This window comes from SAR86 cluster bacterium (assembly GCA_023703575.1).
GTDB lineage: Bacteria > Pseudomonadota > Gammaproteobacteria > Magnimaribacterales > Magnimaribacteraceae > Magnimaribacter.
The window spans coordinates 225,686-248,322 of sequence record CP097969.1 but is presented as its reverse complement, the minus strand read 5'-3'; the positions used below and the strand labels follow the sequence as shown (position 1 = coordinate 248,322).

Annotated in this window: 22 protein-coding genes; 5 read left to right on the top strand and 17 right to left on the bottom strand. The window is 35.6% G+C overall.

What is annotated here, in order from left to right; genetic code table 11:
* Nucleotides 1-91 precede the first annotated feature (91 nt).
* From M9C83_01215 to M9C83_01155, 13 genes are all read right to left on the bottom strand, one after another.
* Complete coding sequence (locus tag M9C83_01215; protein ID URQ66846.1) at nucleotides 92-706, bottom strand: SIS domain-containing protein; 615 nt, start codon at nucleotides 704-706, stop codon at nucleotides 92-94.
* A 47-nt stretch (nucleotides 707-753) separates the two neighbouring features.
* Entirely contained in the window at nucleotides 754-1,032 is a 279-nt protein-coding gene (locus M9C83_01210; protein URQ66845.1) for an integration host factor subunit beta, read from the bottom strand.
* Complete coding sequence (gene rpsA, locus M9C83_01205; GenBank protein ID URQ66844.1) at nucleotides 1,025-2,710, bottom strand: 30S ribosomal protein S1; 1,686 nt, start codon at nucleotides 2,708-2,710, stop codon at nucleotides 1,025-1,027. Before rpsA ends, M9C83_01210 begins: the two co-directional genes overlap by 8 nt.
* 8 nt (nucleotides 2,711-2,718) lie before the next feature.
* The gene (cmk, locus tag M9C83_01200) at nucleotides 2,719-3,381 is read right to left on the bottom strand and encodes a (d)CMP kinase (protein URQ66843.1); all 663 of its coding nucleotides are present in this window, start codon (nucleotides 3,379-3,381) and stop codon (nucleotides 2,719-2,721) included.
* Nucleotides 3,378-4,712: a 3-phosphoshikimate 1-carboxyvinyltransferase gene (gene aroA, locus M9C83_01195; GenBank protein ID URQ66842.1), complete on the bottom strand. Its 1,335-nt coding sequence runs from the start codon at nucleotides 4,710-4,712 to the stop codon at nucleotides 3,378-3,380. Before aroA ends, cmk begins: the two co-directional genes overlap by 4 nt.
* The gene (locus M9C83_01190; GenBank protein ID URQ66841.1) at nucleotides 4,702-5,583 is read right to left on the bottom strand and encodes a prephenate dehydrogenase; all 882 of its coding nucleotides are present in this window, start codon (nucleotides 5,581-5,583) and stop codon (nucleotides 4,702-4,704) included. The genes aroA and M9C83_01190 overlap by 11 nt, the downstream gene beginning before the upstream one ends.
* Before the next feature lie 6 nt (nucleotides 5,584-5,589).
* Entirely contained in the window at nucleotides 5,590-6,678 is a 1,089-nt protein-coding gene (hisC, locus tag M9C83_01185; GenBank protein ID URQ66840.1) for a histidinol-phosphate transaminase, read from the bottom strand.
* Between the two features lie 3 nt (nucleotides 6,679-6,681).
* Entirely contained in the window at nucleotides 6,682-7,758 is a 1,077-nt protein-coding gene (gene pheA, locus M9C83_01180; protein URQ66839.1) for a prephenate dehydratase, read from the bottom strand.
* A gap of 6 nt (nucleotides 7,759-7,764) precedes the next feature.
* Nucleotides 7,765-8,844: a 3-phosphoserine/phosphohydroxythreonine transaminase gene (gene serC / locus M9C83_01175; protein URQ67380.1), complete on the bottom strand. Its 1,080-nt coding sequence runs from the start codon at nucleotides 8,842-8,844 to the stop codon at nucleotides 7,765-7,767.
* The gene (gene gyrA, locus M9C83_01170; GenBank protein ID URQ66838.1) at nucleotides 8,844-11,387 is read right to left on the bottom strand and encodes a DNA gyrase subunit A; all 2,544 of its coding nucleotides are present in this window, start codon (nucleotides 11,385-11,387) and stop codon (nucleotides 8,844-8,846) included. The genes serC and gyrA overlap by 1 nt, the downstream gene beginning before the upstream one ends.
* A 156-nt stretch (nucleotides 11,388-11,543) precedes the next feature.
* Entirely contained in the window at nucleotides 11,544-12,929 is a 1,386-nt protein-coding gene (locus M9C83_01165; protein URQ66837.1) for an NAD(P)(+) transhydrogenase (Re/Si-specific) subunit beta, read from the bottom strand.
* 2 nt (nucleotides 12,930-12,931) lie between these two features.
* Entirely contained in the window at nucleotides 12,932-13,210 is a 279-nt protein-coding gene (locus tag M9C83_01160; GenBank protein URQ66836.1) for an NAD(P) transhydrogenase subunit alpha, read from the bottom strand.
* 9 nt (nucleotides 13,211-13,219) lie between these two features.
* Complete coding sequence (locus M9C83_01155) at nucleotides 13,220-14,335, bottom strand: Re/Si-specific NAD(P)(+) transhydrogenase subunit alpha (GenBank protein ID URQ66835.1); 1,116 nt, start codon at nucleotides 14,333-14,335, stop codon at nucleotides 13,220-13,222.
* Between the two features lie 59 nt (nucleotides 14,336-14,394).
* Here M9C83_01155 and ubiG point away from each other — a divergent pair, with 59 nt between their 5' ends.
* From ubiG to M9C83_01140, 3 genes are read left to right on the top strand one after another with little or no spacing between them, the layout of a single operon-like run.
* Nucleotides 14,395-15,099 (top strand): bifunctional 2-polyprenyl-6-hydroxyphenol methylase/3-demethylubiquinol 3-O-methyltransferase UbiG, encoded by a 705-nt coding sequence (ubiG, locus tag M9C83_01150; GenBank protein URQ67379.1) that lies wholly within the window; start codon nucleotides 14,395-14,397, stop codon nucleotides 15,097-15,099.
* Complete coding sequence (locus tag M9C83_01145) at nucleotides 15,096-15,749, top strand: HAD-IA family hydrolase (protein URQ66834.1); 654 nt, start codon at nucleotides 15,096-15,098, stop codon at nucleotides 15,747-15,749. The genes ubiG and M9C83_01145 overlap by 4 nt, the downstream gene beginning before the upstream one ends.
* A 2-nt stretch (nucleotides 15,750-15,751) precedes the next feature.
* Complete coding sequence (locus M9C83_01140; protein URQ66833.1) at nucleotides 15,752-16,510, top strand: YciK family oxidoreductase; 759 nt, start codon at nucleotides 15,752-15,754, stop codon at nucleotides 16,508-16,510.
* Here M9C83_01140 and M9C83_01135 read toward each other — a convergent pair.
* The 4 genes from M9C83_01135 to M9C83_01120 all read right to left on the bottom strand — a co-directional run bounded on the left by M9C83_01135 (nucleotide 16,476) and on the right by M9C83_01120 (nucleotide 20,343).
* Complete coding sequence (locus M9C83_01135; GenBank protein ID URQ66832.1) at nucleotides 16,476-17,213, bottom strand: rRNA pseudouridine synthase; 738 nt, start codon at nucleotides 17,211-17,213, stop codon at nucleotides 16,476-16,478. The two genes, M9C83_01140 and M9C83_01135, sit on opposite strands and share 35 nt — an antisense overlap.
* A gap of 3 nt (nucleotides 17,214-17,216) precedes the next feature.
* Nucleotides 17,217-17,807, bottom strand: coding sequence for an SMC-Scp complex subunit ScpB (gene scpB, locus M9C83_01130; protein URQ66831.1), 591 nt, complete (start codon nucleotides 17,805-17,807; stop codon nucleotides 17,217-17,219).
* Nucleotides 17,807-18,646, bottom strand: coding sequence for a segregation/condensation protein A (locus M9C83_01125; GenBank protein ID URQ66830.1), 840 nt, complete (start codon nucleotides 18,644-18,646; stop codon nucleotides 17,807-17,809). Before M9C83_01125 ends, scpB begins: the two co-directional genes overlap by 1 nt.
* 65 nt (nucleotides 18,647-18,711) lie before the next feature.
* Nucleotides 18,712-20,343, bottom strand: coding sequence for an NAD+ synthase (locus M9C83_01120; GenBank protein URQ66829.1), 1,632 nt, complete (start codon nucleotides 20,341-20,343; stop codon nucleotides 18,712-18,714).
* A 134-nt stretch (nucleotides 20,344-20,477) separates the two neighbouring features.
* Here M9C83_01120 and M9C83_01115 point away from each other — a divergent pair, with 134 nt between their 5' ends.
* On the top strand, nucleotides 20,478-21,527 hold the full coding sequence (locus tag M9C83_01115; GenBank protein ID URQ66828.1) for a 3-deoxy-7-phosphoheptulonate synthase: 1,050 nt from the start codon (nucleotides 20,478-20,480) through the stop codon (nucleotides 21,525-21,527).
* Nucleotides 21,528-21,581: 54 nt separating this feature from the next.
* Nucleotides 21,582-22,628 (top strand): DnaT-like ssDNA-binding domain-containing protein, encoded by a 1,047-nt coding sequence (locus tag M9C83_01110; GenBank protein ID URQ66827.1) that lies wholly within the window; start codon nucleotides 21,582-21,584, stop codon nucleotides 22,626-22,628.
* Nucleotides 22,629-22,637 lie beyond the last annotated feature (9 nt).

The following is a 22,637-nucleotide window of genomic DNA, read 5'->3' as shown; positions in this document are numbered from 1 at the left end:
ACTATAGCTTCATTTAAATTTAAAAAAATAAATGATGAAATTCCAATTAGAATAACAATCAATATTAGAAAAATAAGCGAGATACTCATAGTTAATTATTTAAAGTTAACCAACTGCTCTCTAAGAGACTATCCTCCACATATTGAAGTAAGGCATGTCCAGCAGTAATGTGACTTTCCTGTATTCTTGCTGTAATTGAATTAGGAACTATAAATGCAGCATCACAATACTCCAAGGCTTTCCCACCTCCTTTTCCTAAAAAACCCAAAGTATATATTCCTTTTTTCTTTGCTAATTTAAGAGTTTCAATAATATTTTTTGATTCACCGGAAGTAGTAATTGCAAGCAGCACGTCGCCATCTGAAGATAGTCCTGAAAAGACTCTTTTGAAAATATCTTCTGCGCCATAGTCATTGATACATGCGGTAAGAGTAGATGTGTCTTGTGCTAAAGAGAGTGCAGGAATACTTCCTCGATTAACATCTGAAGTTAATCTTATTAAGAATTCAGCAGCTAAGTGTTGAGCATCTGCAGCAGATCCACCATTGCCACAAATAAGGAGCTTACCTCCATTAGCTATTGAATCGGCAATGACTTTTCCAGCCTCCAGTAAGACCAAATCTAGATCATTATCAACTATCTCCTTTTTAACGGATATGGAATCGAGAAATGTTTGCCTTATTTTTTTTTCTATATCTTTAGACATATATACCTCTTACTTACTGACAAGGGTACTATACAACTTCTTATATTTTATTTGTTTAAAGATTCTTTCAAGAACTTTGATGCTCTAAAATAAGGGTGATTCTTAGGCTGAACTAAAATAGATGTACCAGTCTTTGGATTTCTTGATATACGTTGATCTCTTTTCCTGACAGAAAAGGTGCCAAAATTCCTAATCTCCAATCTATCATTATTTTGAAGAGTTTCAGTAATCAAATCTGCAATAGAATCGATAGAGATTTTTACATCTTCATCACTCAATGAAGTAATTTTATTCGATAATCGTTTTACCAAATCTGATCTAGTCATCTTTAGTATCTGAATCTTGCATTTCTGCTTTGATAAGATCTCCAATATTTGACTTTGTAGCTTCTTCAATCTCTTTATTTTTGATTGCATTATCTTTTAAGGCACTTTTCTCTTCCTGTTTCTCTAGAGCTCTTAATGAAAGGATTATTTCTCTATCTTTTCTATTGATATTAGCTATGACTACCTCAATTTCAATACCCTCTTCCAAAGATATGCCAGACATTGAATTGTTATAATCTTTCATTGGAAGATAGCCCTTAACTCCTTCGGAAAGGTTCAAAGTTATTCTTTCGTCTGAAAAGTCAATAATTGTGCCATTTACTCTTGAACCTTTGCTATTTGTTTCAACATAATCTCCAAAGGAATCAGATTCAAGCTGCTTCATGCCGAGAGATATTCTTTCTCTTTCAGATTCTATTGACAAGACTAGTGCATCTACAACATCTCCCTTGTTTAAAGATCTAACTGATTCCTCACTCTCGTCCCAGGATATATCAGAAAGGTGAACAAGACCGTCTATACCGCCTTCAAGTTCAATGAAAACACCAAAATCTGTTATGGATTTAATGGCACCTGAAACTCTGTCTCCCTCGTTATGCGTATGCTCAAAAACTTGCCAAGGATTTTCTGAAAGTTGTTTCAGACCAAGGGATATTCTCCTTTTTTCCTCATCAACTTCTAAAATCATGACTTCGATCTTATCTTTCAACTGTACTACTTTGGAAGGATGAATATTCTTGTTTGTCCAATCAATTTCGGATACATGAACTAGTCCCTCCACGCCTTTGTCGATCTCAGCGAAAAATCCATAATCAGTAAGATTTGTCACGGTCGCCATGACAGATGTATTCAAAGGAAACCTCGACTGAATTCCCACCCAAGGGTCATCAACTAATTGCTTCACACCGAGAGAAACTTTCTTTCCTTCAGCATCATACTTAATAATCTTGACATCTAATTTTTGACCGATGTTAATTGCTTCGGAAGGATGATTAATTCTACTCCATGATATATCGGTTATGTGAAGAAGACCGTCTATCCCGCCTAGATCAACAAATGCTCCGTAATCTGTTAAATTCTTTACGACACCCTGCATTATCTGTCCTTCTGCCAATGTTGAGAGAAGCTTTTCTCTTTCTTCAGAGTTTACTTCTTGAAGAACTGCTTTTCTTGAAAGGACTACATTATTTTTATCTTTATCTAACTTGATGACTTTAAATTCCTCATAGTTTCCAACTAAATGTTCTAAATCTTTAGTTGGTATAACATCCGCAAGTGAACCAGGTAAAAAAGCCTTAATACCCTGAACATCTACAGTCATACCTCCTTTGACAGAACCTGTAATTAAGCCCTTAAGGATGGAATCTTTAGCCAAGCAATCTTCTATTCTCTTCCAAACTTCTTGCTTGATAGCTTTTTCTCTTGAAACACGAGTATTACCATGACCATCTTCAATAGCCTCAAGAGTTAATTGAACCTCATCACCTATTTCTAGTTCCAATTCTCCTGATTCATTATAGAATTCAGACACTTGAACTACCGCTTCAGACTTTAATCCCACATGAACCACTACATGATTTTCTAAGATATCTATAACAATACCAGTCACCAGACTGCCTTGTTTCATAATTACTGTACTTAAATTCTCGTCTAATAGTTGTTCAAAGCTTGTTGACATAATCTTATTTAAAGGTAAGTTTTTATTTCCTTTACCACTCCTTCAGGGTTTAAATTACTTGTATCAATTAACACAGAGTCTTTAGCGGGAATTAATGGAGAATGTTCTCTCTCCATATCTTTATTGTCCCTATCCATTAACTCTTGTAAAAGGGAGCGCATGTTAACCTCCAAACCTTGTCTTTTCAACTGTGTTTGTCGTCTTTTAGCTCTTTCTTCCAAAGAGGCTGTCAGAAAGATTTTATGTTTTGCATCGGAAAAAATTACAGTACCCATATCTCGTCCATCTGCAATCAAACCAGGTAACTTCATAAAATCTCTTTGACAGGGCTTAATGAACTCTCTTATTAAGGGTTCTGCAGCTAATGTAGAAGTTAATTTTGCCATCTCTTCTGTTCTTACTTTCGATGTTATATCCTCATCTTCAAACAAAACTCTGACGGGCTCGCCTGGTATTCCTGGATCAAATGAAACTTTAAATCTCTCTTTTAATAAATGTTGATTTTCTTCGAAATTATCTAAATTGATAGTATTTTCCCTCATAAAGTAAGCCAATGTTCGGTATAAAGCTCCGCTGTCTAAAATATTCCAATCCAGTTCAAGTGCTAGCATCTGCGCAATTGTTCCTTTACCTGCACCACTTGGACCATCAATTGTTATAACGGGTATCATGAATGTTCCTCTAAACTAATATCTAAGCCTACTTGATCTGCAATTTTTAAAAATGCTGGAAATGAGGTATTTACATTATCAGTATTTAGAATAAGAGATTCCTGGTCAAAAAAACTGCAAGCAATTGCTGAAGACATTGCTATTCTGTGATCGCCAAAAGATTCTATTATCCCTCCTTTGTATGGACTAAGAGTATTATTTTCATCAAGACCATTTATATCAATGCCATCTTGATACATTTTAAAATCAACACCAAGTGATCTTAGAACTTCTCCCATTGCCTCTAATCTATCTGATTCTTTATTGCGTAATTCTTCTGCATCTCTTACAGCAGTTGATCCAGATGACATTGCCGCAGCGACAAAGAAGGCCGGCAATTCATCTATCAAATTAGGCACTAACTTAGTGTCTAGATTTATACCTTTTAATTTCGAGAATTTAACTTTTAAATCAGCACGAGGTTCAAATTCTCCAGTTTTATTGAAAATGTCTATTTCAGCACCCATTTCTTGAAAGGCATTTAATAATGCTATGCGAGTTTCATTCATACCTACATTTTTAATTGTTAGATTTGAGTTAGGGATTATCAATGCAGCTAAAATAAAGAAAGCTGCAGAAGAAAAGTCTCCTGGAATATCAATTTCTGCGCTTTTTAATTTTGATGGAGAATACATTTCTATATTCCTTCCATCGACCGTGTCTCGAATACTCAAAGGCACTCCAAATTGCTTAAACATTATTTCTGTATGGTTACGTGTTGTTTGTCTCTCTCTAACAGTTGTTTTTCCCTCAGAATAAAGACTTGCAAACAAAATACATGATTTCACTTGAGCGCTCGCAATAGGAAGTTCATAGTTTATTGAATTGAGCTTCTCTGACATTCCAATTTTTAAAGGAGGTCTACCAGAGTTTTGAGACTTGATATTTGCACCCATCATAGAAAGAGGTTCTATGATTCTTTTCATTGGTCTAGATGATAAAGACTCGTCTCCTATCAGAGTAGAAGAAAACTTCTGCGCGGATAATATTCCACTTAGCAACCTAATAGATGTTCCAGAGTTGCCTAAATTAATCTCTTTTTGAGGGTCTTTTAATCCATATAAACCTGAACCATGAACTATTATTTCATCTATATTTGTCTCAAATTTAATCCCCATATCTTTGAAGGCAAGTTTGGTTGCTAAACAGTCTTCTCCTTCTAAAAATCCATAAATTCTTGATTTTCCTTCTGCAAGGGATGCGCACATTATTGATCTATGGGATATGGACTTATCTCCAGGAATTGTTATTTCACCCCTCACACCCTTTCCTTTCTTAACTTTAAAGTTCATCGGATTTAACTGAATTATCTCTCAATACCTTAACTCTATTAAAATAATCAACTAGCGCATTTTCATCTTTTCTCTTAATTAGACCCTTTAAATTTGCAAGACTTTCTTCAAAATCTTCTATGGAATCTAAAATATTTTGATGATTAGAAATCATAATATCTTTCCACATAAGTGGATCGCTAGATGCAATACGAGTGTAATCCTCCAGACTCCCACCAGAGAAATCAAAGGTTTTATCACCTAAATTTTTAAATAAGCTTTCGGTTAGAGAGTAAGATATTACATGTGGTAAATGACTTGTTTTAGAGAACAAAAAGTCATGATCTTTGTAGGAAAGAATCTTTGAAGATGATCCTAGCAATCTCCAAAAATTAACGACTTTATCGATATCATTCTGATTATTATTTTCGTGAGGTGAAATTACGACCACTTTCTTTTCGAATAAAGCTTTCTTAGAATTGTATAAACTGCTTTTTTCAGAACCAGCGATTGGGTGGGATAAAACAAAGCTACCTAAGATATCGCTAAACTCATCTGAAAGGGTGTTGAAAATTTCAGTTTTTGTACTCAGAGTGTCTGTGAATATTATATTTTGTGAAGGTAAGTGTTTTTTGACAGAGTTCAAAGCCTGTTTGAAGGACATAACCGGAACACAAAATATTACTAATAGGTTTTTGGAGTTTTTAAGATCAATTTCCTTGTCATTGATCACGAGACCTTTTTTATTTGCTGCTTTGAGTATTTCTAGATTTTTTTCAAACCCATATACATTTGCTGAATAATCAATCTCTTTGATTTTCTTCGCAATCGATCCACCAATTAGTCCTAAACCAACAATTAAGATATTATCAAATTCTTTTATGTTGCTCATCTAACTCTAAGTTAGTTTTAATTTCTCTAGAAAAAGAAGATTTTCTTCCGGCAAGCCAATGGAGACTCTTAAGAAATTAGGCATCTTATAGACGCCCAAGGATCTAACTATTACTCCTTCATGAAGTAATTTATTAAAGGCGTCATTTGAATCTTTCTTGCAGTCAAAGGATATAAAATTTGCTCTACTAGGAAGATATTCATATCCTTGCGAATTAAGGCCCTCATAAAGCACTTTCTTTTGCTCAGAGTTGAGTTGAAGGCATTGATTCATATATTCGTCATCTTCCAAAGCTTTCTCTGCAGCATACAGAGCAAGGGAATTAGCATTAAATGGTTGTCTAACTCTATTAAGGTAATTAGCTATATCTTCTGATGAAACAGAGAAGCCAACTCTAAATCCAGCAAGCCCATAGGCTTTAGAAAAACTTCTACTCATTACAAGATTAGGAAATTTTTTTAAGATATCAAAATTGGCATCTCTAGTTTCGAACGAAGAGTAGTCAAAATAAGCTTGGTCTAATAATACTATTATGTCTTCGGGCACTTTTTCTAAAAAATCCAGTAACTCATCAAACTCAACAAAAGAACCAGTAGGATTATTGGGATTAGCTATAAAGATTAATTTTGTATTTTTTTCTATTGCCCTGAGCATCGCTTCCAAATCATGAGAAAAGTCCTTAGCAGGAACTTCTATGCCTTTTGCTCCAACAGCTTTTACTACTAATGGATAAACAGCGAATGCATGTTCAGAATAAATAGCACTATCATCAGACCCTAAAAAACTGCGGGCAATGAACTCGATTATGTCATTAGATCCATTACCGATTGTCACTTGATTTGGTGAAGTATTAAATTTTTTAGCAATACTATCTTTCAGCCTAGTTGCATTCCCATCGGGATATCTGTGGGTTTCTTTCAATATTGCATCAATTGACTGTAAAACCTTTGGACTGGGGCCAATGGGATTCTCATTACTGGCTAGTTTAATTGCATTCTTGATTCCAATTTCCCTTTCTAGATCTTCAATTGGCTTGCCAGGTTCATAAGGACTGAGACTATCTACCCCTTTGTTAACTAATTTTTTTAAATCCATAAATTAACCTAATGATTTTGGGTAAGAACCAAGAATCTTTACTTCGATTTCCTTGTTGGCTAGGCTTGATAATAAGTCTTTTAAGAGATCCTCGTCTTTATGTCCATCAAAATCTATAAAGAATGAATACTGCCACTTGTTTACTTTTGAAGGTCTATAAGTCAAGTGAGACAAGTTAACATTAAATTTATTAAAAGGTTCCAGTAAAGAATAAAGAGCACCCTCTTCATTCTTGGTGGTAGCCATAATAGATGTTTTATCAGAATCAGTTTTTCCCGATTCTATATTACCTATAGTTAAAAAACGTGTTGTATTGCTCGAATAGTCTTCAATATTTTTACTAAGGATATCTAAACCATATTTCTTTGCAGCGAGTTCTCCTGCAATTGCAATGACTGTATTATCTTCTGTGACATTTGATGCTGCTTGCGCATTACTACTTACACTGACTAATTTCACTCCTGGACAATAAGACTCTAACCATTCTCTACATTGTCCGAAGGTTTGTTCATGAGCGTGAATCTCAAATCCATTTTTAGGCAATGGTTTGTTATGTCCCAGTATATTGTGATGGATTTCCATTTCTATCTCGCCACAAATTTTAAGATTGAACTCGCTTAGACAATCCAAAGTGGAGTTAACAGATCCTTCAGTGGAGTTTTCTATTGGTACAATACCAAAATCAGATTCTCCACGATCAACAGATTCAAAAATCGAGCGTATGGTCTCTTCAGGAATCTTGTCCACTGATTTACCAAATTGGCCGTGAAGCGCTGATTCTGAAAATGTTCCTTCTGGACCTAAATAAGAGATAGTGAAAGTTGATTCAGTTGATCTGCAACTCGAAATTATCTCATTAAAAACGTTTTTGACTTGCGCTGACTCTAAAGGTCCTTCATTTAAATCCATTACCCTCTTTAAAATTGAAGATTCTCTAGCGGGTTTATATTTAATTGAATCTTCTTTAGCCTGCCCAGCTTGAATAGCCAGTTCTGCACGATCATTTAGTAATGATAGTATTTTGTTATCAAGAGAATCAATTTTGTCTCTGATTTTAGATAGATCGCTATTTTTAGACATCCCAAACTAACTATATTCTTTTTTAAAGACATCCATAAATTCAATCAAGGCATCTACTGCTTCTTCAGGAAGACCGTTGTATATACTAGCTCTCATACCTCCAACAGATCTGTGACCCTTCAAAGCCAACAAACCAGCTTCTTTAGATGCCTCAAGGAACTTATCATTTAAATCTTCATTCCCTAGTAAAAAAGGAACATTCATAATCGATCTATTTTCTATATTTATATTATTTGAATAGAAATCTGAAGAATCAATATAGTCATATAACTTGTTGGCTTTTCTATTATTTATTATAGAAATAGCTTCTACTCCTCCTATAGATTTAAGCCATTTAAATACTTTACCAGCAACATACCAAGCAAAAGTTGGAGGAGTATTAGACATAGACTCGCCTTCATTAATTAGAGTGTAATTTAGAAGATTGGGAGTAATAGATTGCGCCTTTCCCAATAAATCTTTCTTCACAATCACAAAACCGAGACCAGAAGGACCAATATTTTTTTGAGCTCCTCCATAAATTAAGGAGAATTTACTCACATCAATTGGTTCAGAAAGAATACCTGAAGAATAATCAGCAACAACAGGTATCTCGCAGTTATGTAATGTTCTTAAACACAAACCACCAATAGTTTCATTGGGGGTGTAATGCACATAAGATGAATTATCAGAAAATTTCCAAGAATCTTGAGCAGGAAAATATTTAAAATCATCATCTTCAGAGGTGGCAGCGATATTAACGTTTGTATATCTTTCGGCCTCTTTGATGGAACGTTTGGCCCAGTGTCCACTATTTACATAATCAACATTACCCTCCGGAGATGCTAAATTTAAAGGCACCATTGCATTTTGCATAGTGGCTCCACCATGAGTGAATAACACAGCAAACTCGTCAGAGATAGATAGTAAATCTCGAAAGTCACATTCGGCTTGTTTAGCGATTTCTATGAACTCTGGACTTCTGTGACTTATTTCCATTACGGACAATCCCAGACCATTCCAATCTAATAACTCTTCTTGAACCTCTGTTAAAACAGATTCCGGCATTGTTGCTGGACCAGCACCAAAATTAAATTTTCTTGGCATCATTCATCTCCTATGAACTCTTCACTTATAGGAGCAATGCTAATTAACTTTTCTGAATCTTTTAATCTAATCACGGTAACGCCTTGGGTGTTTCTTCCAATAATATTCACCTCCGACACTCTGGTTCTGACCAACATACCTTTATCAGATATGAGCATTAATTCATCATCTTCAGTGACTTGCACAGCTCCAATTAACTGACCATTTCTTTCAGAAATTTGCATTGCAATAACTCCCTTGGCTCCTCGTCTAGTTTTTCTAAAATCAATAGATTTTGAGCGTTTTCCATATCCGTTCTCGCTTACTGTAAAGATACTAGCCTCTTCCTCTGGAATTATTAAGGAAATTACATGCTGTTCTTTATCAAGCTTGATCCCTCTAACTCCTTTAGCAGTTCTTCCCATAGATCTTACTTCTGTTTCAGAAAAATGGGCTGCTTTACCGGCATTAGTAACCAACATAACAAATTTGCTACCATCTGTAACGGTGGTCCCAACTAACTCATCATCACCTTCTAGTGTAATTGCTCTTTTACCTCCTTTTCTTTGATTTTGAAATTCTGTTAATACAGTCTTTTTGACTGTCCCAGCGCGAGTGGCCATTAGAATAAAATGTTGATCATCATATTCCTCCACGGGCACCATGCTTGTTATTCTCTCACCCTCACTGAGTTGTATCAGATTGACCAGAGGTCGACCTTTCGCTGCTCGTCCAGCAGAAGGAATCTCATATACTTTTAACCAGTAAACTTGTCCTAAGTTAGAAAAGCATAGAAGTGTTGTATGTGTATTTGCTACTAATAGCTGTTCAACAAAATCTTCATCTTTAACTGATGCGGCAGTCTTTCCGGTTCCTCCTCTTCTCTGTGCTCTATATTCTTCTAGTGGCTGAGTCTTGGCATAACCTTCATGAGAAATAGTTACCACTCTATCTTCGGGAGTAATCAAATCTGCTTCAGTTAGATCTGCAACTGAATCTTGTATTTCAGTTCGTCTATCATCCTTGTATTTCTCTTGAACTTCCAAAAGTTCTTCTTTAACAACCTCGATTAATCTTTCGGAGTCTCCAAGTATTTCTAGCAAATATGTTATGTGATCTATTATTTCTTCGTATTCTTTAATTAACTTATCTTGCTCGAGGCCAGTAAGCCTCTGCAATCTCATGTCCAATATAGCTTGAGCTTGCTGTTCAGATAATTGATAAGTCTTTCCGATTAGACCAACAGAACTATCAGTCACATCAATTTTACAAGCATCTGGCCCAGCCTTTTCAAGCATTGCAGTTATTTTTCCTGGTTTCCATTTTTTTGAGAGTAATTTCTTCTTTGCTTCGGATCCCTCCTTTGATTTCTTAATAAGGTCTATCATCTCATCAATATTAGCCAATGCTATGGTGAGACCTTCTAAGATGTGTCCTCTCTCTTTTGCTTTTCTTAAATCGAAAAATGTTCTTCGAGAAACAACTTCTTTTCTATGGTTGAAGAAAACTGAAAGTATTGATTTAAGGTTTAGTAACTTTGGCTCTCCATCAATCAAAGCAACATTATTAATGCCAAAAACAGTTTGCATTTGTGTTTGAGAATATAGATTGTTGAGCACAACATCTGGAATTTGACCTGATTTCAGTTCAATGACCACCCTAATTCCATCCTTATCAGATTCATCTCTTATATCTCTTATGCCTTCCAACTTTTTATCCCTCGAAAGCTCAGCTATTTTTTCAATCAATCTAGCTTTTATTACTTGATAGGGCATCTCGGTAATAATAATTTTCGCCTTGTCCTTTTCTTCATCTTCAAATTCAGTTTTAGCTCTTATTTTTACTCGCCCTCTACCTGTTTCGTAAGCACTTAGGATTCCAGCCTTACCATTAATGATAGCTCCTGTAGGAAAATCTGGTCCAGGTAAGAATTCCATTAGCTCTTGAACTGAAATTTCTGGGTTGTCTATATAGGCTAAACAGGCAGACAGAGACTCATTCAAATTATGAGGTGCCATATTTGTTGCCATCCCGACAGCGATCCCTGCAGAACCATTCACTAGCATATTTGGAATCTTTGTGGGTAAAACTTCTGGCATCATTTCAGTGCCATCATAATTCTCTACATAGTTTACTGTTTCCTTTTCAAGATCTGCCAATAACTCCTGAGATATTCTGGCCATTCTTACTTCTGTATATCTTTGTGCGGCTGGTCCGTCTCCATCCATAGATCCGAAATTTCCTTGTCCGTCTACTAAGGGATATCTCAGAGACCACCATTGGGCCATTCTTACAATAGTTTCGTAAGCTGCACTGTCTCCGTGAGGATGATATTTACCGATGACATCTCCAACTATTCTGGCTGACTTCTTGTGGGGTCTACCGAAATCATTATTCAAGACATGCATTGCATAGAGGACTCTGCGATGGACAGGTTTTAATCCATCTCTTGCATCAGGCAAGGCTCTGCCTACAATTACGCTCATGGCGTAATCAAGATAAGATTGTTTGAGCTCTTGTCCTATGTCTACAGGAACGATTTCCTTAGCAGCAATTTCACCCATAATTTAGATCCAAAAATTTAAAAATTTGTTGAAATGACAGGAAGATCCTTCAAAAGAATGAGAAATGTTTTGGCATGATTTTCGCAGTGTCAACTTAAGCTGATTTTAGCATAATTGACCATAAAAATCGCTTAAAATTAAGCGTAAAAATAGTGACTAGGACTTAAATTCAGAGACTAAAGTGGATACAGTTTCTTTTGCATCTCCAAACAACATTCTTGTATTAGATTTAAAAAATAAAGGATTCTGAATACCTGCAAATCCTGATGCCATTGATCTTTTAGATACAAAGACCGTTTTAGCATTATCCACCTCAATAATAGGCATGCCGTAGATAGGGCTGCCCTCATTATCTTTGGCATCTGGGTTTACTACGTCGTTCGCCCCAATAACAATACAAACATCAATAGTTTCCATTACCGGGTTAACATCATCAGGTTCAACTAGAACATCATAAGAAACATTTGCCTCAGCAAGTAATACGTTCATATGTCCGGGCATTCTTCCTGCTACTGGGTGAATTGCATACTTAACTTCTGCCCCATTATCCTCTAATAACTCTCCCAATTCCCTAACCGCGTGTTGTGCTTGAGCAACTGCCATTCCGTAACCAGGAACTATTAAGACCGATGAAGCAGCTTCTAGTATTAAATAAGCATCATCAGCAGAAATAGGTTTTACTTCACCTTGTTCTTGGCTTGAATCAGAAGTAGCGTCAGGAGCAGCTCCAAAACCGCTAAATAGAACATTTGCTAATGATCTATTCATTGCCTTACACATTATATTTGTAAGTATCAGTCCGCTTGCACCAACCAGGGCACCTGCCACAATCAATACATTATTTAGAATGACAAAACCTGCAGCACAAGCTGCTAAACCTGAAAAGCTATTGAGCAAGGCAATTACAACCGGCATATCAGCCCCGCCAATAGGTATTACAAACAATATACCAAGTATGAAAGCAAGTACTATTAGTAAGATAAGTGTTTCTTCGGAGGAAATGAAACCTTGAATGAAAAGCATATTTATTCCAACAAGCAAAATGGCTATTAATAAAATTCCATTTACAAATTGTTGTCCTTTATAGAGATATGGCTTCCCTGAGATTACTTCAGATAACTTTCCATAAGCAATAATACTGCCACTAAAAGTTAGACCACCTATTAAAACTGTTAAAAATATGGCTCCTAAAAAGGCAGAATTGTCAAAAGTCCCAGATACATATTCAGCTGAACCAACTAAAAGACTAGCAATACCACCAAATCCATTAAAAATTGCGACCATTTCAGGCATTGAGGTCATTTTTACTTTGGTAGCTGCGAAATACCCCACTATGCTTCCAGCAATTAGTGCCCCAGCTATGAATCTATAATCGATTATATTCTGATCAAGTAAGGTTATGAGCACTGCCAAAAGCATTCCAGAAGAAGATAGTAAATTTCCTCTTCTTGCAGTATCGGGCGATCCCAACATCTTGAGTCCAACAATAAACAAAATTGAAGAAGCTATGTAAAATAAATTAACTAGTATTGCAGTATCCATTATTATTTCTTTTTAAACATTCCAAGCATTCTGTTTGTTACAAGATATCCACCTATAACATTGATTGATGCAAAAAAAACTGCAGCAGTTCCAAGGATAATAGTAACAATCTCCGAAGACCCTGAAGACAAGATTGCTCCGACTAAAGTTATACCAGAAATAGCATTGGCACCTGACATCAAAGGTGTATGTAAAGTAGAGGGTACTTTTGTAATCAGTTCAACACCTAAAAAGATTGATAGAACTAATACAAATATCAGAAGTATGATTTGTGTTTCCATATTTAACTATTATTTTACTGATTCGTTAACAATACTACCTTGATGGGTAATTACACATCCTTTGAGTATTTCGTCTTCTAAATCAAAATTTATATTGTTATTTTCTTTATCCCAAAATTCATCAATCATATTGAATAAATTAGAACCAAAGACTTGAGAGGCATCCCTCGCAACTTCTCCAGGTAAGTTCGACATTCCAATAATTGTCACTCCATTATGGAAAACGTATTCATCATTCTTGGAGCCTTCAACATTACCTCCTGTTGATACAGCCATATCCACAATTACACTGCCAGGTTGCATAGCTTCAACCATGTCTTTAGTTATTATCCTAGGGGCTTGTCGACCAAATACTTGCGCTGTAGTTATGATTACATCTGATTGAGAGCAGATTTTTTTCATACCATCTTGCTGCATCTTAATTTGTTCAGGGGTTAATTCTTTAGCATAGCCTTGATCTGTCTCCTCTGTATCACCAATATCAATTTTTACAAATTTTCCTCCCAAAGATTTAACCTGCTCTTCTACAACTGGCCTTGTATCAAATGCCTCTACTCTCGCCCCAAGCCTCTTAGCAGTAGCTATAGCTTGTAATCCAGCCACTCCCACACCGACTACAAATACTCTGGCAGGAGAGATTGTTCCCGCTGCGGTCATCATCATTGGAAAAGATTTAGAAAGTGTTCTTGAGGCTTCTATAACAGCCGCATATCCTGCCAAATTTGCTTGGGAACTCAGTGCATCCATCTTTTGTGCTCTTGTTATTCTTGGAACAAGTTCCATGCTTATGGAGCTCACATTAGCTTCAGCCAAATCAGATACAATTTTTCTTTCGTTAAATGGGTCTAAAAAACTAATGTATATAGAATTCTTTTTTAGAGATTGAATCTCATCATGATTAGGTTTATTTATTTTACAAACCACATCGGCTGATGAAAATCCTTCTTTTTTATTGCAAACAGTTGCACCTGCATCAACATATTGTTCATCTGAAACAAAAACTTTTTCTCCCAGCCCAGACTCAATCAAAACTTCAATACCCAAATCAGTAAACTTCTTGGCCACTTCAGGTAAAATAGTGGCACGTATCTCGTGATCCTCTTCTTTAGGAAAAAATATTTGCATAATTATTTTTGAATTGGAATTTTCGAAGAACAGTTTAATGAAAAAAGTTAACTATGAACATAAATAATTTAGATCATGATGAAGTAAATAAATTTAATGAACTTGCTGCAAAATGGTGGGACAAGGATGGTGAATTTAGGCCGCTTCATCAAATTAATCCCTTAAGAGTCGGTTTTATTAAAGAAAGATCTTCTTTGGAAGGCAAGAAAGTTCTAGATGTAGGTTGTGGCGGTGGTATTCTTGCTGAAGCACTCAACAAATTGGGCGCTAACGTAACTGGTATAGACGCTTCAGAAAATACTATTGGTGTTGCAAAGACTCACTCTAAATCTATAGGAAGCGATGTTCAATACATACAAAATACAATTGAAGAGTTTACATCCTCACATCCAGACGAGAAATTTGATGTAATTACCTGTTTAGAAATGCTTGAACATGTCCCTTCACCTAATGAAATTATAAAGAGCTGCTCAAATCTCTTGAAAGAAGATGGCAACATATTTTTTTCAACAATAAACAGAAACCCCAGATCCTACCTTTTTGCTGTTATAGGTGCGGAATATATATTAAACCTTCTCCCGAAAGGCACACATGATTACGAAAAATTTATAAAACCTTCCGAGTTAGCAAAATGGATTAGAGATGCAGGACTAAATTCCAAAGAAACAATAGGATTAAGTTATAACCCCATAACTGATAACTATTGGCTCGGTAAAGATATCCAAGTTAACTATATGGTCCATGCTAAAAAGGAAAACATTTGAAAATTGAACTCTTCACATTCGACTTAGATGGAACTCTCCTTGATACTGCACCTGATTTTCTTTATGCGGTAAATTTACTCAGAAAAAAATATAACTTTGGTGAAGCAGATTATGAGCAAGTACGATCAAGGGTTTCTCAAGGAGCTGCAAGTCTTGTTGAATATGCACTCAACCTAAAAGGCAAGTCAAATCAGATAATTGAATTTCATAGACAAGAGTTACTGGATATATACGAAGACTGCTGCCTGACAAACACCAAAATATTTGATGGAGTGGAGGAATTACTAAATGAACTAAATGAAAAAAAAATTAAGTGGGGAATTGTTACTAATAAACCGAGAAGATTTGCCGAAGTTATTGTGCAAACTAAATTAGGTAATTTCACACCTCCTTTTTTAATATGTCCAGATGACGTTGGTGTACGAAAACCTGAACCAGATGGACTTATTCATGCTCTAAAATTATCAGTTTCAAAACCAGAAAATAGTATCTATATTGGTGATCATCAAATAGACATTAAAGCAGGTGAAAGAGCCAATATGCTCACCGGAGCAGCAGCTTATGGATATATTCCTCAAGATGATAATGTAGAAAAATGGAAAGCAGATTATGTGTTCGAAGAAGCGAACGAAATGATTGCATTAATCTAATAATGAAAATGCGTTTCGAAAAACTTAATTTTTCTTCGAATCTTTTAGAAGGTAAGACAATCGTTATCTCTGGAGCAGGTTCAGGTATAGGTAGACAAATAGCAAGAACTTACGCAGAGTTTGGTGCAGATTTAATTCTACTAAGTAAGAGCATTGAGAAACTAGAATCAATTTATGAAGAAATAAATCAAATTACTTCTAGCAGTGTGATCATCCAGCCTATAAATTTTAAAACTGCTGATGAAAAAAACTATCGGGAAATTGTTGGAGCAATTAAAGAGGAATGTTCTCAAATAGACGGACTAGTGAATAATGCAGGGATACTCGGCGAAAAAAAACCTCTTGAGCAATATAGTTACTCGGTATGGAGAGATGTTCTTAAAGTCAACCTCGATGCAAGCTTTCTACTAACAAAAAATTTGATCCCTCTTTTGAAAGAATCTAGCAGTAGCTCGATAATTTTCACGTCATCTGGAGTTGGTAGAAAAGGAAAAGCTTATTGGGGGGCTTACTCGATAAGTAAATTTGCAACTGAGGCTATGATGCAAATCCTATTTGATGAACTCCAGAACACTTCATCAATCAGAGTTAACTGTGTAAACCCTGGTGCAGTCAGAACTAAAATGAGAGAGTCGGCATACCCTGCAGAGAATCCGGAGTCCAATCCCTCAGCTATTGAGATTATGAATCCATATTTATATTTAATAAGTGATTTGAGTAAAGATATTAATGGCCAATCGATTGACGCTCAAGAGCACTGATCTCACTTTTTGTAAGTTCCTTAAAAGCTCCTGGCTTTAGAGTCGCAGGTAAAAACAGGTTGCCATAGCGAACTCTTTTGAGACGCGAAATTTCTAAACCTTGACTCTCCCATAGCCTTCTTACTTCTCTAGAACGACCCTCCATGATAACCATTGCAAACCATTGATTTGTTTTTCCTTTCCTTCCTCCCTGAACATCTGAAAATTTTGCAAAACCATCTTCTAATTTGACTCCTTTAATTAGATTATTCACTATTTTTTCACTCACATGACCATGTACTCTAGCGACATATTCTCTCTCGATGTTAGAGGAAGGATGCATTAAATTATTTACTAAAGAACCATCATTACTAAATAAAATTAATCCAGAAGTATTGATATCTAACCTACCAACAGAAATCCATCTGCCTGATCTCAATTTAGGAAGAGAATCGAAAATAGTTTTCTTGTGATCAGGATCATTACGAGAGGATATTTCTCCTACCCTCTTGTTATAGATTAGAACCCTTCTTTTAGCAGGATCTTTCTTCAAAAGCTTTATTGATCTTCCCTCGATCTCAAATCTATCTTTTTCAGATACCAGCTGACCAATGACAGCTAACTGACCATTAACTAAAACCTTTTTTTGCCTTATTAATGATTCTATTCCTCTTCTAGATCCAATACCATGATCTGCGAGGATCTTATGGATCCTAGTCTTCAATATTTAATTCAAAGATTTTGAGCTACTAATAGACTCATCAGGTTCATCTATCGGTAGTTCGTGCTCAATTGATGTTAGGTCAGGTAAGGCAGGGAGTTCTGGAAGCTCTCTAAGATGTTGTAATCCAAAATAATCTAGAAATTCTTTGGTAGTAGAGTATAAAGAAGGTCTGCCGGGCACATCTCTTTGACCAACGATCTTTACCCAGCCTCTTTCCATAAGCCCTCTAATTAATTGAGTTCCAACAGATACTCCTCTTATTTCCTCTATTTCCCCCCTAGTTATAGGTTGCTTATACGCAATAAGAGAAAGAGTTTCCAAAGTAGCCTTAGAAAATTTTTGAGGTTTTTCTTCCCAAAGTTTCGCAATATATTGAGATAAAGACTGTTTTACCTGCAAACGATATCCACTTGCTATCTTCTTCAGTTCAATACCTCGGGATAGGCAGTCCTGATCTATTTGATTCAGGGCTTTTCTAATCTCATCTTTAGAAGGCTTAGGATCCTCAAAAACTTTAAGGATATCGTCAATACTTATTGGTCTTGATGCTGATAAAAGCAATGCTTCAAGAATTTTACTTAATTTCCTCTCCATTAATGTACCCCTTCAATTCCTTTAATATGTATAGGACCAAACTCCTCTGATTGCACAATCTCAATTAATGAGTCTTTCAGAAGCTCTAAGATTGCTAAGAATGTTACCACCACGCCTATCTTGCCTTCTTTAGGTTTGAATAAAGAAGTAAATTCTATGAAAGATTCAGTTCTCATTCTTTCTAATATTTGGGTCATTCTTTCTCTAGTTGAGAGTTCTTCGAAATTAATTAAATGAGCATGAGATTTTTCGGCTCTTCTAAGAACTTCAGCAAGTGCAATCGTTAAATCTTCTAGAGGTACGTCTATGAGAGGTGCTTGAGTAGTAAATTCTGGTAGTTTTGCATTAGCTGCAAAAATTTCTCTGTCTATTCTAGGAATTTTATCTATTCGTTCTGCAGCCTCTTTGTACCTTTGATACTCTTGAAGTCGTTTAATTAATTCAGCTCTTGGATCCTCTTCCTCCGTTTGCTCTTCAGGTCTTGGCAGCAACATTCTAGATTTTAATTCAGCCAAATAAGCAGCCATTACCAGGTAATCTCCTGCCAATTCAACCTGCATTGCATCCATCAATTCTATGTAAGATGTATATTGTTCAGTTATCTTAGCTACGTTTATATCTAAAATATCCAGGTTCTGTTTCTTTATGAGGTATAAAAGAAAATCTAGAGGACCTGCAAAACTGTCTAACAGAATCTCTAGGGCATTGGGGGGGACATATAAATCATCAGGGAGGCTAGTTTCTTTGCCTTTTACAGTCGCTAAGAAGAGCTCCTCTTGACGAGGGACAGCACGTTTTTCCTCTTTTTTTTGAGGATTTAAGGCCTTTGTATCAACCATTTTTTCCAATACTTATGTATTGGTCCTATATTATAGCCATTTATCTGCCTTTGAGGAAATAAGCCTTATTTTAAAAACTTATTAGTAATGGGATATCTTCTGTCCTTTCCAAAACCTCTTGAAGTTATCTTTACTCCAAGCGGTGCCTGCCGTCTTTTGTATTCACTAAAATCAATTAATCTTATTACTCTATTTAAAATACTACTTTCAATTCCTGTCTCTTCTATTTCTTTTTTACTTTTATCTTGTTCAACGTATAGCTCTATTATTTTATCTAGAGTGTCATAATCTGGAAGACTATCACTATCTTGTTGATCTGCTGCAAGTTCGGCACTAGGTGGCCTCTCAATAATTCTTTCAGGTATAACATTAGAAATTGTATTTCTATATCTCGCGAGTTCATAAACTAAAGTTTTGGGCACATCTTTCAAAACCCCAAAACCTCCTGCAGTATCCCCGTAGAGAGTAGAATATCCAACAGCTGTTTCACTTTTGTTGCCTGTAGTTAGGACTATTTCCCCGGATTTGTTTGATAAGGCCATTAAGATGACCCCCCTGCACCTTGATTGAAGATTTTCTTCAGTAATATCAGGTTCAAGGCCTTTGAATTCGTATTCAAGGCTACTTTGAAAAGAATCATATATTTCTCCTATAGGAATAATAGAATGTTTTATGCCTAAGTTTTCTGCTAGCTTATTAGCATCTTCAACACTCATGTCAGAAGTAAACTTGAAAGGCATCATAAAGCTTCTTACATTTTCAGATCCAATTGCATCTGCTGCTATGACTGCAGTTAAAGCGGAATCTATGCCTCCAGAAGAGCCTATCAATACTCCAGGAAATTTATTTTTATTAATATAATCCTTCGCCCCTAAAACCAGAGCTTTATAAACCTCTTCAAGCTCTGAATCCTCAGGTATAACTTCGTTTTTATCACTCAATATATTCCCATCATGTTGGGATAAAAAACTTACTACAGCTTGATCTGTTTCAAATTTGGCAAGTTGCAACACTTGCTTGCCTGTGCTGTCCATTGCCATCGAAGTGCCATCAAATACCAATTCATCCTGTCCTCCTACTTGGTTAGCATAAACGATGGGTATTGAGAATTTGGATGCATGACCTGAAATTAAATTCTTTCTTTCTTGTATTTTATCAAGATGAAATGGAGAAGCATTAATGTTTAAGACTAAGTTAGCGCCTTTCTCATGTAATTGCGTTATTACCTTTTGATGCCATATATCTTCACATACAGAAAGACCTACTCTGAAACCATTTACCTCAAAGATTGCTGGACTATCACCTGGTTCAAAATATCTTTTTTCATCAAATACCTCATAATTTGGTAATTCTTGTTTTTTATATTCGGTAATAATCGAATTATTTCTGAGCACACCGGCACAATTAAAAATTGAATCTCCTTCTTTCTTTGGATACCCAATTACAACGAAACTTTCAGGTCTAAAATTACTAAGCTCAGTAATTGCTTCATAAGCTTGATCAAGTAAATCCTCTCTTAGAATAAGATCTTCGGGGGGATAGCCAGTTATAAACATCTCCGTTAGCAAGAATATATCTGGAGAAGATTCTTCAGAGAGCTTAGAAATAGAGTTTTTTGCCAGCTCTAAGTTTCCAACTATATCTCCGACTATAGGATTTTCTTGAATGATGCCTACAGAAATTTTCTTGGATACCATTTTTTCTAAATTTTTAGTTAATTTTCAAGTTGTTTTTATGTAGATGTAGTACCTAATTGGTCAATATCTTAACACTTTCGTGCTTTATTCTGACGACAATATATGTAGAATGCACCTCCGGTTAAATTTTAAGCATGCATAAGACAAGTGATTTAAGAATCTCAGGAAGGCAGGAAGTAATTTCTGCCAGCACCTTATTGGATCAACAACCAATTTCAAATATCTCCTCCCAAACAGTTTTTAATTCAAGGAAAGAATTTTCTGAAATACTCAGTAAAAAAGATAAAAGATTGGCAGTCGTTGTTGGGCCATGTTCTATCCATGATACTGAGTCGGCTTTAGAATATGCAAACCTTTTACTCAAGGAAAAGAAAGCTCTAGAAAAAGAACTTCTGATTGTTATGAGAGTATATTTCGAAAAACCAAGAACAACAGTTGGATGGAAGGGCCTTATTAATGATCCAGATCTGGATAATTCTTTCAATATTGATAAAGGTTTATCGGTATCAAGGCAACTTTTAAGAGATATAAATGATTTAGGTATGCCTGCTGGAACAGAATTTCTAGATGTTATAACGCCACAATACATAGCTGATTTAATCTCCTGGGGAGCCATAGGAGCTAGAACTACAGAGAGTCAAATCCATAGGGAGCTTGCCTCTGGTTCTTCATGTCCCATTGGCTTTAAAAACGCGACAAACGGAGGTATTCAAGTAGCTGCTGATGCAATAGGATCTGCCCTACATCCTCACAAATTTCTCTCTGTTACAAAAGAAGGGAAAGCAGCAATATTTTCTTCTTCTGGGAACAAAGACTGTCACGTTATTCTTAGAGGTGGAAAAGACCCGAACTATGAAAAAGAGTTTATAGATCAAACTTCTGAGATTCTGAAATCAAACTCTCTTGAAGATTCAATCATGGTTGATATGAGTCATGGAAACAGCAGTAAACAACACAAAAAGCAGATAGATGTATGCGATAACATTGCCTCTCAAATTAAGTCAGGTGAGACGAGAATTACCGGAGTCATGATAGAGAGCAATTTAGAGGAAGGAAATCAAAAGGCCGATGATCTAGATAACCTCACATATGGAAAAAGTATTACTGATGCATGTATCAACTGGCAAGATACTAAAGATTGTCTTCACAAATTAGCCGACTCAGTAAGAATTAGAAATAACTAACTTATTGTCCTTGTTAAGATCTAGATGATAAATTAATCTAGTGCTTTGTAATTCATGACTTCAAAGATAACCTTCTATAAAGAAATTGCCAACACAATAGGCTTGGAAGAAGCCGTCTTACTTGAGCATTTAAAACAAGAAGATAGCCTTCATAGTCAAGTTTCTATGCAACAAATTTGTTCAGATATTTCATTTTGGTCAAATGAAAAAATCTTTGAAGTCCTTACTCGACTTATTAAAACCGGTCTTATCAACGAGACGATCGTTGATGGAGTGCCTCATTTTTCACCAAAAAAACAGAATAAAAAAATTTTAATTAGCAATAGAGATAACTGGGTACCTGATAAAGATGTTATGGATCAAATTAATGAGTATGGCATTCCAGAAGATTTTGCAAATCTCCAGATTGAAGATTTCAAAAAACTTAATCAGGAGCGCAATGAGAAGGACATAAACTGGGGTATCAAATTTCTACGATTTGTTATCAAAAAGTGGCGTCTTAAGGAAGTCGAAGATAACAAAAAAATGAAAACTAAGCCCATCGATAAAAATTGGTTTCCGGATATGGATGCTAAGGAAATACTCATAAATTCAGGGATAAATGAAGATTTCATTGATAATGAAGTTGCTGAATTTGTACTGTATTGGACAGAACGTAAGGAAGAATCTGATATTTGGAACAGCAAATTTATTGCACATATTCGAAGGCAATGGGGAAGATTTAAAGATATTAAAGAAAATGACAATTCACCATCAGTCATGACTTCAGATTGGAATCCTAATTCAGATTTTTTTGATATTCTAGAGATGACAGATATACCAAAAGAATTTGCAGAAAATGCAAAGCTAGAGTTCATAATGTACTGGAAGGAATCAGGACAATCTCTAAACTCTTGGAATAGTAAATTTCTTCAGCATGTTAAATTTCAGTGGGAAAGAGCAAATAAAGGTCAAACACCTCAATTATCCAAACAAATCGATAAAAGGATCGAATCTAGTTGGGAGATACAAGATAGCAGCTCCGCAAAACCTTCAAAAAAGGTAGATGCTGAAACACTCCAGGAAAACTTTAAAAAACTTAAAGAAAAGCACCAAATCTAGTTTTACATA